Origin of the sequence: Paenibacillus sp. Aloe-11, from assembly GCF_000245715.1 — a bacterium.
GTDB classification, from domain to species: Bacteria; Bacillota; Bacilli; order Paenibacillales; family Paenibacillaceae; genus Paenibacillus; species Paenibacillus kribbensis.
This window is the reverse complement of the sequence record NZ_JH601050.1, coordinates 591,190-603,798: the sequence shown is the minus strand read 5'-3', so window position 1 is coordinate 603,798 and position 12,609 is coordinate 591,190. Positions and strand designations below refer to the sequence as shown.

Below are 12,609 nucleotides of genomic sequence, written 5' to 3'. Positions count from 1 at the left end.
GCTGCATCTATTACTGAAAGGAAAATGCTGTATTTTTATTACTTAATCATTGAAATGCGCCAGATGAGCGCTATAATGATTAAAGGCATTTCGGTTTTAACATGATGTTAATCTATAGTTTATACTAGCCGAACATTTCTGCCGAAGGGGGTAAAGTGTTGGTTATTCGCACGGCCAGTGCAAGTCGCACTGGAAACATGTTCAGCAGATTACTGCTGTCCCGATATTTCGGGTTGGGTCTGTTTCTTGTATTTATGATTGGCAAGCTCGTACTGATTCATTATAGCCTGCATGCCCAAAATATTGACATGACTACACTGGATTATGTCATCGCGCTTGGTTCACTCTTGCTTGTGAGCTTCTGGACCTTGTGGCTGCCACGTCGCGGACGTCTGGTTGCGCTGGTGGTGCTCGATATTCTGCTCACCGCGCTCATTTATTCCGATATGGTCTATTATCGGTATTTTCAGGATTTCATTACGATTCCTGTCCTGCTTCAAGCCGGACAAGTTGATTCCCTGGGGGGAAGCATCCTATCCCTTATGTACTGGTGGGATATTCTCTTTTTTGCAGACTGGATTCTGTTCATTCCCTATGCGATATTCGTCGCTTCCTTAAGGCGCCGGTACACCACAAATGATACTTATGTGGAAACATCCCGAAGCTCGCTGACCAAAAGATTTCTGCTTGGCTTCTCCAAAGGCGCTTTGGCCTTCCTGATTGGCTATATTTTCACCTTTGGACCGATCAAATATTATACCTCCACGTGGGCAACCGGCATATTTGTCGGTAATTGGTGGTCGATGGCCTTATACAACGTAACCGGATTGATCGGATTCCACGGATATGATATCTACCGCTATGGTCAGGATCATTTTGGATCTCAGCCTACATTGGCTCAAGCAGAATCCAACAAGGACAAGGAATGGTTTAATCAGCATCAGAAGCTGCTTCAAGTGAAAAATGACCTGTCCGGCAAATATAAAGGCAAAAATGTGATGGTCATTCAAGCTGAAGCGTTCATGAACTTTTTTATCGGCAAACAGATCAACGGTCAAGCAATTACGCCTAACTTTGACAAGCTGATGCAGGAAAGTATGTATTTCAACAATTATTTTCACCAAACTGCACAGGGTCGCACTTCGGACGCGGACTTTTCTACACATGCTTCATTGCATCCGCTACCTACGGGTTCGGTATTTATCCGTTATGCAGATCATAAGTTTGATACATTGCCTTCTATTTTAAAAGATACTGGCTATAGTCCAAATGCGTTTCACGTATACGACAGCAGCTTCTGGAACCGCTACACAATGTACAAGGCGATGAATTATGACAAGTTTTACAGTAAAAAAGATTTTGAAATAGATGAGCCACTGGGCTGGTCATTGGGAGACAAATCTTTCTTCCGTCAAACGCTCAATGATCTCACTACCGAAGTCAAACAACCGTTCTATGCCTATATGGTCGGCATTTCCAGCCATCATCCGTACAACCTTTCCCCTGACGCAGTAGATCTGGACGTCGGCGAGTTTGAAGGCACAATGTTCGGAGACTATCTGAAATCCGTCCATTATGTGGATGAAGCCTTGGGCGAACTGGTAGAGCAGATGAAGAAAGACGGTTTGTGGGACAATACGATCCTGATGTTCTACGGGGATCATGACAACTCTATTAAAGATAAAGCACTATATGAAAAGTTTCTGGGCAAGCCACTCACAGACTTGGACATGCAGAAGATCATGAACCAGGTGCCGCTGCTTGTGCATCTTCCTGACGGAAGTCATGCTGGGACCTATACGGAACCGGCTGGACAGCTGGATTTGACGCCTTCCGTCATGCATCTGCTCGGGATCTCTACTAAACCTTATCATTTTATGGGGAATGATCTGTTTAGCGGGAAACCACGTATGGTCGTGCTGCGCAGTGGTGCTTTCACGGATGGTCAAGTGTACTATATTCCATCTGAGGATGGTACATTCTCCAAAGGGACCTGTTACAACCTGTCTACAGGCCAGCCTACGGATGTGAACGCCTGCGGACCGGGGTATACCGAGGCTCTCAATCGGTTGAACATTTCCGATCAGGTCATCACGTACGACCTCATTCGCCAGTGGGAATCACGGACGAATAAGTGACGAGGGAAACAAAAAATCCCGATCAATCAGCCTATACGTGCTGTTGATCGGGATTTTTGTATTCACAGTCGCTAGACTGCGCTCATGTGCAATGACGAATGTCTAGGGACGCAACGTTTTTTTTGCCTGCTCAAGCCGTCCTACCTCTTCATCCAGCATTTCCTCGGCAACTTCTACTGCATCGTCACCAAGACTATCCTTCGCCTGCTGTATGGCATGCTCTGCATGAGTGCGAGACTGCTCCGCCTGCTCAATTAATTGCTCAGCCGGATGTGACAACGCCTGAGACACGGCATTGTGGAGCTTGTCCACCGAGTTTTGCGTCTGGGCCTCGACACTGTGATCGTCGAGATTGGAATCATACTGGGCCATGAGTCACTCCTCCTTCTGGGCAGTGGTCTACACCCATTAGCATGGATCAGAAGAAGGGGAACTATGCAGAAAGTTGTGAATCCTGTGCAACGGGAGCTATTTTATAAAACGCGCAGCCTTTTCCAAGACCTCATCCTCTGTGGCCGCACTCACATAACGTCCGTTCACATACACAAACGCCCGCTTTCCACAAGGACCACAATACGATTTGCAGCCGATTTTGATCTCGGCATCCGGTGCCATCTTTTGCAATTTGGGCAAGATCGTTTTCAAGCGAATATGATTACATTCATCACATACGCGAATATCATTGGCCATCTTTCATCCCTCCGTGCTCCGGCTTAGTGGTCGCCGTGATTGCCTTGGGAAGGGTTAGTAATGACAAATCCTTCTTGGGGGAAGTACAAGTAATCAATTTTCACACCATCCAGCAGTGGCTGACCTGTTTCCAAAATAACATCAATATCTTTATCTGTAGATACTACAGTATCTGTTTCTTTAGGCGTGTCCAAATCAAGCCCGTAATGAGCATGATCTCCGTGAGCATGAGTAATGACAACGCGCAAGCTCTTTCCTTGGTTTTCTGCCTTATCCAGTTCAAGCTTCAATACTTTAGCTGCGTTACGAGTAATTTTGCAGTTCATGTAACTCCATCTCCTTCATATTCTTTAAATGAAATGTGGTCTTTGGGATACCTATCACACCACATAATTTTTCTCAGTATAACAAAAGGCAATATTCCTATTGTAAAGAAAATCGCGAAAAATCGCAATCACAAAATTCATAAGTTTACGTCTACCGAACACGTATATGCTGCTTTTCAAGCACATCGGGATACTTTCGTTCGGCGCGGGTTACAAACCAATTCATGAGCAGCAGCGTCACCCCAATGTCATCAATGGGCATAAAGGGCATAGCATCAGGCAGTACCCAATAAAGCAACACAGGAACAGCAAAAAGTAATTTTTCACTCCAGGGAATCCTCGAAGAGGTAATCAATCGGGGCATACGCCGAAATACATGTGACCATTGACGGAGAGACAGTAATCTTTTCCACTTCATAGGATGTTCACTCCATTTCCATGCTCCTAAGTAGTATATATACCCGTATAAATAACAAAAAACTACCGATGGATAGTGTGTTTTTTGCTGCTATATCGAACTGTTTTTTAAGTATTCGGCTAATTGATCGAACGTCCCGGTAAATCCGTTTTGAACCATCTCTTGTGAAGAAAAGTAGGTTTTGAACTCTTCCTCAGTCGGGGATAAAGGAGCCATAATTATTGTAAGGGTTGTTTTTCCTTCGTCCTCGATGAACGTCATGTTATTCAGGGTTTCCAGATGTAGATCCTCCACATCCCGTTCCGCCATTCCCTAAAGGAAAATGAGAGAGCTGCTAACGTAGAATACGTCAAAGCCCTCACATATTATAGGCTTGATAAGTAAAAAACGTGTTCCTCTACATACGTACGAATGAATCATTGCGTTTCAGACGGCTTTGTCTTTCACCATGATAGCACCGCTGCCATTAACATCCCCACTTCTGCTGCAATGTCGTCGTAATCACGCATGGGCAGCGGGTTTACGCCCAGACCAACCTCAACCGTAAATCCCGGTTTACCAAACCGCTGTATAAACCAATCCTTGTAGCCTGCATCGCTCCCCCTGAGCTTTACCGCCCGATATCCTGTCGCGGCAGCTAGTCGCAAGGCCAAATCTCTGCTCTCCTTGGGCTCCAGATCCCGATAATTCCAATAGATTTCCTGTCCCTGACTGTGGATGGATAACACCACATCAAACTGTTCGCACTCCGTCAGATCGACAAGCGCCCTGGATTCCGGCTCAGACAAAGGGGCAGGCCCTGCATAGTCTCTTCGAGACGGCCCTGCTTTACCGCGTCTGCGCACCTCCTCTTCCCAATACGCCGGAAATTGATCGTTGAGGTCGACACCACGAATATTCGCCTTCCACCCCCGATAATCAGTACGGCCTTCATTCCATTTTCTGAGGTTTTGATACATCGGATGAGTCGGAAGCACACCCTGCTGCACCAATTCTACCCCATCCGGGTTGACCATCGGTACCACCCATAACGAAGCGTGTTCCAGCCAATCCTGCGGGGAACCACCATACACCCATGGTGAAGTCCCCGCTTGCTTCGCTCCCTCACCCCGGAACTCTCTTTCTTCCTGTTCCCCAGCAGCACTAATTCCTTGCGCATATTGCTCTATAAAACGCAGCAAACAAGGCGTCGTCAGCCATTCATTCGCATGTACAGAGGCGTTGGCGTGAATTTTTCGCGGTCCCCTCCCGATGCGTACATAGGGGATATCCTTCCCCATGACACTCGTGCCGATGCTGCCAACTTCAATAAACGGATACCTGCGGGCCAAGGCCGCAAGGTCTTCCATCAAATCCTCATACCCATACTCTCCACGCAAACGTACAATCTGATCCTGATGACCATCAGGAATAACAATTGTTTGCCCTTCCACAAACTCATGCTTCGCAAGTTCGGGATTCGCCAGCAGCAGTTCATCAAGTTCCACACCAAACTGCTTGGCAATTTGCCCTGCGTACTCACCGGGCTGAATGACGTATTGACGATCCGCTGACGGACGAATATATAGCACTTGACCACAAATCAGATAGGGTTGAGTGGTGGCCCACGGATTATCTGCAATCAAAGTATCCGCCGTTAATTTAAAAGCCGAGGCGACCCGGTGTAATGTATCTCCTTTTTGAACGATGTATTCCCTCATCTTCTACGCCCCTTCCATCTGCCTTAATGCATGTTATGCACATGCTGCGTGTCTTGATGTAGCGAAAAGCAAAACAACCGTCTTCTTTTGTCCAATGACAAAAAAAGACGGTTGTCTCGTCAATCCAGATTGGTCACTTGCCAGACGACAGGGGTTTGCCGAATTTGCTCCCCGAGCCACTTGGCGGCAATGCGCTGAAACAGCTCCGGATCGCCGGAGCAAAAAAGCTGATGCACCGGCGTTTCATCCCCGGCCTCCAGCCTGCCCTTGTTATACAAAATGGTACTCGTCTCACGAGCCGTTTCGTCTGCCGAGCTAATCAGTTTCACCGCAGGTCCCATCACTTCCTGAATCGTTTCCTTTAAAAAAGGATAATGTGTACAACCCAGAATCAGGCAATCAATCGGATACGCTTGAATGGGCTTCAGCGACGCCTCCACAACCTGCGATGTCGTCTTTGAACGGAACTGTCCTTGTTCCACCAAAGGAACAAGCGCAGGACAAGCGTGGCTCACCACGTCTACATAGGGGGACAACTGCTTAAGCGCAGCTGTATATGCCCCGCTTCGGATGGTGCCGACAGTCCCAATCACCCCGACATGTCCGGTGGCAGTTGCGCTCATCGCAGCACGAGCCCCGGGATGAATGACTCCGATCACCGGAATGGACACCTTTTGGCTTATATAGTCCAATGCCGCGGCTGTTGCCGTGTTGCAAGCAATAATAATGACTTTCGGATCAAACTGAATCAGAAAATCAACCATCTGCTCCGTAAATTTCTTAACCTCTTCCGATGGTCGGGGGCCATACGGGGTGCGCGCAGTATCTCCAAAATAAATGATTTTTTCCCGCGGAAGCTGACGCATGACTTCTTTGACAACCGTCAAACCTCCTACACCGGAATCCAATATTGCAATCGCTTGCTGCACGTACACACCGCTTCCTTTTTTGTTCAAATATAAGTTGTTCCCTCTCGGGAAGCTATCCGTTGCTACATACCTTATGTCGCAATCATATAAAAGGTACCCCAAAAGATTACCCTAAAACAATGAAGTGAGCAACAAAAAGGCTTCACCCGGATGGGAGAAGCCACGAATCCAAACGATACTCAGTTATCTCACCTATCGCTTACAGACCATTACAGAGCATCTTCTTCTGTATCCTCTTGAACAGGAGTAGACGAAACGCTTGCCTCATGAATAATTTCGCCATCTTTTTTACGCCATTGCCCAATTTCATGAATGACGGCTGAGGCCGCTTCCTTAATCTTGTCCGTATACTCGATTGAGGTATCTGAAATTTTCCCCGCAAGTTCTTGTCCCTTGTTGCTTACGTGACGCGCCTGATCTGTAATATCCTGACGCAACTCGCGACCTGATTTGGGGGCAAATAACAACGCAGCCAGTGAACCGGCAAGACTACCTGCCAACGCGCCACGGATAAAGCTTTTGTAGTTCTCCTTCATCATCATCTCTCCCTTGTGCCCGGGCGAATGCCCATCTGTTAGTGCATTATAAGCACGGAAAGCTTGTCATGATACAGGGAACAAGCCAGAAAAGCTTTTACTTTTTTCGGGAGCGGATACGGTACAGGCAGCAACGGCCTCCATCTGCCAAACAATCCTCACGAACCACCTCGGCATCAAGCAACTCCTCGAACATTTGCTGCTCACATTCACAAGCCTTACGGTAGCGGCCTGCAATTTGAGAGATAGGGCAATTGTACTCCACAAGAGAGTAACTGCCATCCTCTTCTTCGCGCCACTCTGCCATATAGCCAGAAGCGTTCTGAATACTTGAAAGCTTTTCCACACGTGAAGCCAGTGTAGTCTCACTTACTATGTGTGGGGCGTACCGCTTCATCATTTTTCGTTTTCTACCATCAAACAGAGAGTGAACGGCTTCCATTCCCTGCTCTTCATCCAGCTCCTCTAACAGTTCCAGCAGCAGATGATCATAATTGCGGGGAAACTGCTCACTGCCCTGCTCGCTCAAACTGTACAAAAACGTCGGACGTCCCATCGCCTGTCTCACAATCGTAGCTACGATCAGCCCATCCTGCTCCATCAATTTGAGATGCCTGCGCACCCCCATTTCGGTAATGCCCAATTGAGCTGCCAAGCTTCCGACGCCCACAGGTCCCTGGGTTTTCAATAGTGTCATAATCATGCGCCTGGTGGGCATTTCGGGTACGATATACTTATCCGTCACTTTTGCCTTTACACTCCCTCGGGCTGCGGACCCAATTCCTTATTTAAATAATCATGCACGCTGAAAACAAAATGCTCCAGCAACTCAGGCAGCTTAGGTGTGAGCGGGTGAAGGCTTGTCCGGTCCCAATGAAAATACTCCTGTACTAGAGGTTTACGCAAAGATACCAACTCTAACAGCGAACGAAATACGGTATCATCCAATACGCCTTCCTCATGAATGATACCGATAATATCTTCATAGCTACTGGCGTCGCGCATAATAAATCCGTCAATGATATAGCTTCCTACGTCCGTTACCGTCTCAATCGCCAGATGAAGACAGCGCTCCTGCACCAGCCCCTGCAACAAATCCCCGTTCCAGGTGCCAGATATATGGCGGAGCCCTGCGGCAATGTCGGGAACGGCTTCTAGGCGAAGCTCAATTTGTTCCCGGTTGACATAATACAAGTTACTGCACCTCCAGTCATCGCTTTAGATTTCATAGTCAACTGCGATAGATACATCCTTCGCTTCATTCATGTGTACAATGATTTCCTGATGCACAGGGTGTACCTGATACGTTTGCAGGTCCTCCAGTGTTTCGACAACAGCTGTAAGGGAAATATCGTAAGATCGTTCTGAACGAATTACATCCGTACCTACTTCGAGCGACAGCAATTCCTTGATCTTGCCATTCATACTACGCAAAATGGATGCCGTATGCTCAATGCTTTCAGGGGAGCGGTCTTTCAACTTGAACAAAACAATATGTTTAATCATGCGTATAGGCTCCTTATCTAAAAAATGTTCTCTTGAAAATTTTATCATAACGCCCCACATACGGAAAGAAGCATTGTAATTCTAGCGATCTTTTCCACTATCTTTTCCTCCATCTTTCCCGTCAGACTCCTTGTCCTTCAGCAGAGCAAAAAAATTCTTGAGCTTCGGTGGGAGCGGCAGACCCATTCGTGAACAGTTTTCCGTAATAGAGATCAGTTCGTTGGATAAATAAAAATACGTCGCTGCTCCTTTCATAATTTCCGTCCCCATCAGGAGATCCACGTGATGTGCCAAAGAAATCACCATTAGCATAAAAGCCTTTCTCATCAACCCCCAAAAACCGGCCTTGCTGCTCAGACCTTGTCCAGTCTTAATCGCTGCGGCAACTCCTGTCACATAATCAACAGCCATAGCAACTGTGAATAGCACCATCAGCTGATTCCAGCCGCCAAAAGCAAACGTAATAATGGCTCCTGTGGTAGCGCAAAACACACTAAACATGCTTGGATTAATATTCATACCTGCTCCTCCTCTCGGGGCGGTTACTGTAATATATGCAGCGACGCAGCAACCCGTAAAGCCGTATGACCTGATATGGATGCCAATTCATAGATTCATATAAACAAACGCCAAGCGTAGTCTGTAGGCACAACAAAAAACCGTGGAATTTATCCACGGTTCTCCCCATTCATTCTATTCAATTAACGATGATCATTCCAAAAATTAAGCGGAGTCAGGTTGTTGTTCAATGGCTTGAACGAATATCCTTCTTTTTGCAAAGCAGCCATGATTTGCGGAAGCACCTTGATCGTAGATGGCTTATCATGCATCAGGACGACTGGTGTTCTGCCCTGCTTTTTCAATCTTCGAATGTCACTTAGAACAGTCTTTACAAAATGCTCGGGATTTTTGGTATAACGCCAATCATTAGAATCTATATTCCAATCCCAAATATGATAGCCTGCACCCGTCAGTTGGTCGCGGTAAGCTTTCTTCAAATACGGTTTGCTGCCATAAGGCGTACGAATTAAAGAAGTGCGTTTCCCGGTTGCCTGGAATAAAATCTCATTATCCTGATTCATTTCTGCAAGTGCTGCTGCAGGAGATGCATAGATTTTCTTCACCTGATGGCTCATTCCATGTAAGCCCAGACCATGCCCCTCTTCTACCATTCTCTTCATCACTGCACTATGTTGGCGAATTTCCGGTCCCAGCATAAAGAAAGTAGCCTTGGCATTATATTTGTCCAGAATATCCAGCAGCTGCGAAGTGTGCGCTGTAGGACCATCATCGAAGCTTAAATAAATCGTGCGGCTGGAAGGCTTGGAATTTCCCGTATTGCCTGGCTTGACAGTTGCGTGCTGCTTAATTTCCGCTGCAAATGTATTCACAAATTGTGCATCAGACAAGCTTGCATTTGCGTTCTGAATTCGATACAGATTACTTGATGGAAGCGTAATGGTGAATCCGAATGCATCTGCCAAAGTGCGAATTGGCACCATCGTGTGTCCTCCACGTTCGAAAACATCACCTTTGGTCAAGCTCAGCGTAAAGCTGCGGTTATGTCCAGTCAGTATCAGTGTGTTTCCGCTAGCCGAAGCAGAAATGCCCATCTTTTGCCCTAATATAACGATAGGTACATATAACTTGTCATTTTTCATCACTGGCTGAACCGTATTCGAATCTAGTAATACGTCATTGACCCCCAGCAAAGGAGCCTTTGCTTGCGCACTCGCCGTATTCGTATGTATGCCCAGCAGACCCAAACAACAGATTGCCATCAAGCACACTGCCATCCATTTTACTTTTAAAAGCTTCATCCATTACACCATCCTGTGCTGTATTTTATTATCTGCGGGAGCTATCTCTAGCTTGTCTATGAAGTTATACAGACATGACGATATAGACATGGCAATATAGACATTCACTCAACATTTAGAACATAAACGCATCTCAACCGATTGAATCCAAACGTCTTTTCGTCCCCCATATATATTAATAGATTACCAGACTGTAGTAAGTAAACATAGGAAAACAATTTGACAACAATCTCGCAACCCCCATAACCGAGAGGTTACAAAGTTGTGAATAAATCCGTTCGTACTGTAAATATTTTTTTGAGGTTATAACAGGGGGCGGAGGTTTAACTAAACGGGTATATTTTTCAACACTTCTACGTGCGTACATTCATTTTAAAGGAATCTCATACAGGGATGATGAGGGTTAAGTACTTTCAGGACATGCTACCCAATTCATTCGGCACTGGGTGTACCTTTAAAGTTTTAAATGAAAACAAAAAGAAACCCACTAATATTCTTAGTGGGCGCATAACAACAATAAATCATTTAACTGCTGTAAGGATAATAAGACGATAAATCTTCGAATAAACACTTATTATATACATTCTCTATAACTCTTATTATATCCGCCAAAATAGTCAATCGTTAAGGTATTTCCGCTACTCTGTTGTAGCCTATCCCCCACCTGCAAGTCTGCCGCTAGCAACCATCCTTTACCTTCAACCCAAAACGGATGATTGTCCGTTGTCTCAATGACTTGGTTACCTACTGTAAGTTCATAGATGATTTCCTTTTCATTTCGATACAGATGCGTGACTTCCTTGTAAGCCTGCTCACCAGTCTCTTCATTCTTGGAAAGAACCTTATTACCTACCTCAATCAGGCATGTACAGCAAAGCGTTAAATGCCAAAATGGCTGTAAGAAACCATACCATTACCTTTTTATAATGCATCTAGCTGTATAATCCTCCTTTTTCTCTTTGAAAAAATCACATACCGAGCTGCAAAAACCACTTTTCTCTCTGTACATCCTCACATTCATAAGGGAAGAACATATTACCTCAATTTCCAAAATAATGTCAAAATTTGATATGTCGACACCTTAAACTTCCAATTTTATAGGCCTAATGGACCTTATTTTCCATAAACCGGTTAAGCCCATGGGATTAAAAGAAAATCGGGAGAAGAGTCACTTGCAAAGCCCCCTTCGGATATAGTAGTATGTGGTTAAAAAAATCGGAGGGTATATGCCTAAACAACAAGACAAACATTCCATTCAGGCGTGGTCTCTGATCAATCGCAAATATTTGGGAAAAGGTGTGCGTGTCAAACGTTTTCGCAAGCCAACACGCTGTCAAGTACGCAATCGCGTTCTGCTTGCCGTTCTGATGGCAAATGACATTAAACTGTCCCAACTTGCCGAGGAGCTTTCCATCTCCTCACGCAGCGTTAGCGCGTGGGTATATGAGGGCCGTATTCCTGGCAACACCAATCTGGAAAAGACGTGTAATACACTTGGTTATCCGCACCATATTCTGTTTAATGAAGAAGTTGTTCGGCGTTCACCGCTCATCTGTCAACCTGCACCGTCTCGTTTTATGAAACGGACTGTAACTCGTTCTCCGGTCAAAAATCGGATCTTGGCGGGTCTATGCATGGTTCATGATATTTCGGTGACCGATGTCAGTCATTGGATTGGCGTTCATCCCGGCACATTCCGAAAATGGTTGCACCAGGGTACCGTTCCTTCGCAAACCTTCCAGGATCAGGCGGAACAGTTTTTCCGTATTCCAAAATCCATTTTGTTTGCTGATGCCATGCTGAAAAAGTAAAAATGTCCCTTGAAACGAAACGGATGTATTTTTTATGATGTACTTTTCATGAAAGTCTTTGAAAGGAATGCATTACCATCTTTCATTTGATGAGACTTTCACATCATGTAATTCACACAATATAACAAGCAAAAAAAAGCACAGTTTGCCGATTTCTCGGTGTACTGTGCTTTTTTAGATACCATAGAGCCTCACGAGGCTTCTGGTTAATTTGTTCTTTAGCTTCTTAAGATTGAGTGCTTGTCACTTCTGATGAACGTCCAGCTTCTTCCTTGATGACCTTCAGCTTTTTCATGACCGGGTTGCCTCCACGTCCAAAGTAGTCGTGAAGACGGCTGTATTCCTCGTACAGCTTATCGTATACGGCAGCGTTCTCAGGGATCGGCTTGAAGCTCTCGTCCCGTACACGCGCCATATGGCGCGCTGCTTCGACGATATCGTCGTATCCCCCGGCTTCAGCTCCCGCAGCCACGGCCGCGAACATAGCCGCGCCCAGCGCAGGAGTTTGGGTAGAAGCAGCCACCTTAATCTCACGTCCGGTTACATCGGCATAAATTTGCATCAGCAGACGGTTTTTCTGCGGCAATCCACCACACGCATACAATACATCTACCGGTACGCCATTATGATGGAACGCATCGACAATTTTACGTGTGCCGAATGCTGTTGCTTCCAGCAATGTACGATACACTTCCTCTGGTTTCGTCAGCAGCGTATACCCGACAATCAGACCTG

At 45.9% G+C, this 12,609-nt stretch carries 17 protein-coding genes; 2 read left to right on the top strand and 15 right to left on the bottom strand.

Features of this window, described 5'->3' with window-relative positions; genetic code table 11:
• Positions 1–155 precede the first annotated feature (155 nt).
• Positions 156–2,138, top strand: a complete 1,983-nt coding sequence (locus WG8_RS08865; protein WP_083837558.1) for an LTA synthase family protein — start codon at positions 156–158, stop codon at positions 2,136–2,138.
• 102 nt (positions 2,139–2,240) lie between these two features.
• On the opposite strand, the gene WG8_RS08860 is transcribed toward WG8_RS08865, so the two are convergent.
• The 14 genes from WG8_RS08860 to WG8_RS29505 form a co-directional block, all read right to left on the bottom strand.
• A complete protein-coding gene (locus WG8_RS08860; protein WP_007429792.1) occupies positions 2,241–2,510 on the bottom strand; it encodes a hypothetical protein in 270 nt (89 codons plus the stop codon).
• 96 nt (positions 2,511–2,606) lie between these two features.
• Positions 2,607–2,828, bottom strand: coding sequence for a DUF1450 domain-containing protein (locus WG8_RS08855; protein ID WP_007429791.1), 222 nt, complete (start codon positions 2,826–2,828; stop codon positions 2,607–2,609).
• 23 nt (positions 2,829–2,851) lie between these two features.
• Positions 2,852–3,154, bottom strand: coding sequence for a hypothetical protein (locus WG8_RS08850; RefSeq protein ID WP_007429790.1), 303 nt, complete (start codon positions 3,152–3,154; stop codon positions 2,852–2,854).
• Between the two features lie 151 nt (positions 3,155–3,305).
• Complete coding sequence (locus WG8_RS08845) at positions 3,306–3,572, bottom strand: hypothetical protein (RefSeq protein ID WP_007429789.1); 267 nt, start codon at positions 3,570–3,572, stop codon at positions 3,306–3,308.
• Positions 3,573–3,662: 90 nt separating this feature from the next.
• Positions 3,663–3,866: a hypothetical protein gene (locus WG8_RS08840; RefSeq protein ID WP_052310856.1), complete on the bottom strand. Its 204-nt coding sequence runs from the start codon at positions 3,864–3,866 to the stop codon at positions 3,663–3,665.
• A 149-nt stretch (positions 3,867–4,015) separates the two neighbouring features.
• Positions 4,016–5,272 (bottom strand): M14 family metallopeptidase, encoded by a 1,257-nt coding sequence (locus WG8_RS08835; protein WP_007429788.1) that lies wholly within the window; start codon positions 5,270–5,272, stop codon positions 4,016–4,018.
• A gap of 119 nt (positions 5,273–5,391) precedes the next feature.
• Positions 5,392–6,201 (bottom strand): glutamate racemase, encoded by an 810-nt coding sequence (racE, locus tag WG8_RS08830; RefSeq protein ID WP_043890936.1) that lies wholly within the window; start codon positions 6,199–6,201, stop codon positions 5,392–5,394.
• A 209-nt stretch (positions 6,202–6,410) separates the two neighbouring features.
• Entirely contained in the window at positions 6,411–6,737 is a 327-nt protein-coding gene (locus WG8_RS08825) for a YtxH domain-containing protein (RefSeq protein ID WP_007429786.1), read from the bottom strand.
• 97 nt (positions 6,738–6,834) lie between these two features.
• Positions 6,835–7,482, bottom strand: coding sequence for a helix-turn-helix transcriptional regulator (locus WG8_RS08820; protein WP_007429785.1), 648 nt, complete (start codon positions 7,480–7,482; stop codon positions 6,835–6,837).
• 8 nt (positions 7,483–7,490) lie between these two features.
• Complete coding sequence (locus WG8_RS08815; protein ID WP_007429784.1) at positions 7,491–7,931, bottom strand: DUF86 domain-containing protein; 441 nt, start codon at positions 7,929–7,931, stop codon at positions 7,491–7,493.
• A 24-nt stretch (positions 7,932–7,955) separates the two neighbouring features.
• On the bottom strand, positions 7,956–8,243 hold the full coding sequence (locus tag WG8_RS08810; RefSeq protein WP_007429783.1) for a Dabb family protein: 288 nt from the start codon (positions 8,241–8,243) through the stop codon (positions 7,956–7,958).
• A gap of 81 nt (positions 8,244–8,324) precedes the next feature.
• Positions 8,325–8,762: a phage holin family protein gene (locus WG8_RS08805; RefSeq protein ID WP_007429782.1), complete on the bottom strand. Its 438-nt coding sequence runs from the start codon at positions 8,760–8,762 to the stop codon at positions 8,325–8,327.
• A 182-nt stretch (positions 8,763–8,944) separates the two neighbouring features.
• The gene (locus WG8_RS08800) at positions 8,945–10,063 is read right to left on the bottom strand and encodes a polysaccharide deacetylase (RefSeq protein WP_007429781.1); all 1,119 of its coding nucleotides are present in this window, start codon (positions 10,061–10,063) and stop codon (positions 8,945–8,947) included.
• Between the two features lie 574 nt (positions 10,064–10,637).
• The gene (locus WG8_RS29505) at positions 10,638–10,922 is read right to left on the bottom strand and encodes a polymorphic toxin-type HINT domain-containing protein (protein ID WP_442950074.1); all 285 of its coding nucleotides are present in this window, start codon (positions 10,920–10,922) and stop codon (positions 10,638–10,640) included.
• A gap of 367 nt (positions 10,923–11,289) precedes the next feature.
• Here WG8_RS29505 and WG8_RS08795 point away from each other — a divergent pair, with 367 nt between their 5' ends.
• On the top strand, positions 11,290–11,874 hold the full coding sequence (locus tag WG8_RS08795; RefSeq protein ID WP_007429779.1) for a helix-turn-helix domain-containing protein: 585 nt from the start codon (positions 11,290–11,292) through the stop codon (positions 11,872–11,874).
• Between the two features lie 226 nt (positions 11,875–12,100).
• On the opposite strand, the gene WG8_RS28205 is transcribed toward WG8_RS08795, so the two are convergent.
• A partial coding sequence (locus WG8_RS28205) for an FGGY-family carbohydrate kinase (RefSeq protein ID WP_007429778.1) occupies positions 12,101–12,609 on the bottom strand: 509 nt, incomplete at its 5' end.

What these genes read in the sequence shown, in the direction of transcription:
- WG8_RS08825 (WP_007429786.1), bottom strand. Translation starts at nt 6,737, where the DNA reads ATGAAGGAGAACTACAAAAGCTTTATCCGTGGCGCGTTGGCAGGTAGT.
- WG8_RS08810 (WP_007429783.1), bottom strand. Translation starts at nt 8,243, where the DNA reads ATGATTAAACATATTGTTTTGTTCAAGTTGAAAGACCGCTCCCCTGAA.
- WG8_RS08805 (WP_007429782.1), bottom strand. Translation starts at nt 8,762, where the DNA reads ATGAATATTAATCCAAGCATGTTTAGTGTGTTTTGCGCTACCACAGGA.
- WG8_RS08850 (WP_007429790.1), bottom strand. Translation starts at nt 3,154, where the DNA reads ATGAACTGCAAAATTACTCGTAACGCAGCTAAAGTATTGAAGCTTGAA.
- WG8_RS08860 (WP_007429792.1), bottom strand. Translation starts at nt 2,510, where the DNA reads ATGGCCCAGTATGATTCCAATCTCGACGATCACAGTGTCGAGGCCCAG.
- WG8_RS08835 (WP_007429788.1), bottom strand. Translation starts at nt 5,272, where the DNA reads ATGAGGGAATACATCGTTCAAAAAGGAGATACATTACACCGGGTCGCC.
- WG8_RS08800 (WP_007429781.1), bottom strand. Translation starts at nt 10,063, where the DNA reads ATGAAGCTTTTAAAAGTAAAATGGATGGCAGTGTGCTTGATGGCAATC.
- WG8_RS08845 (WP_007429789.1), bottom strand. Translation starts at nt 3,572, where the DNA reads ATGAAGTGGAAAAGATTACTGTCTCTCCGTCAATGGTCACATGTATTT.
- WG8_RS08855 (WP_007429791.1), bottom strand. Translation starts at nt 2,828, where the DNA reads ATGGCCAATGATATTCGCGTATGTGATGAATGTAATCATATTCGCTTG.
- WG8_RS08795 (WP_007429779.1), top strand. Translation starts at nt 11,290, where the DNA reads ATGCCTAAACAACAAGACAAACATTCCATTCAGGCGTGGTCTCTGATC.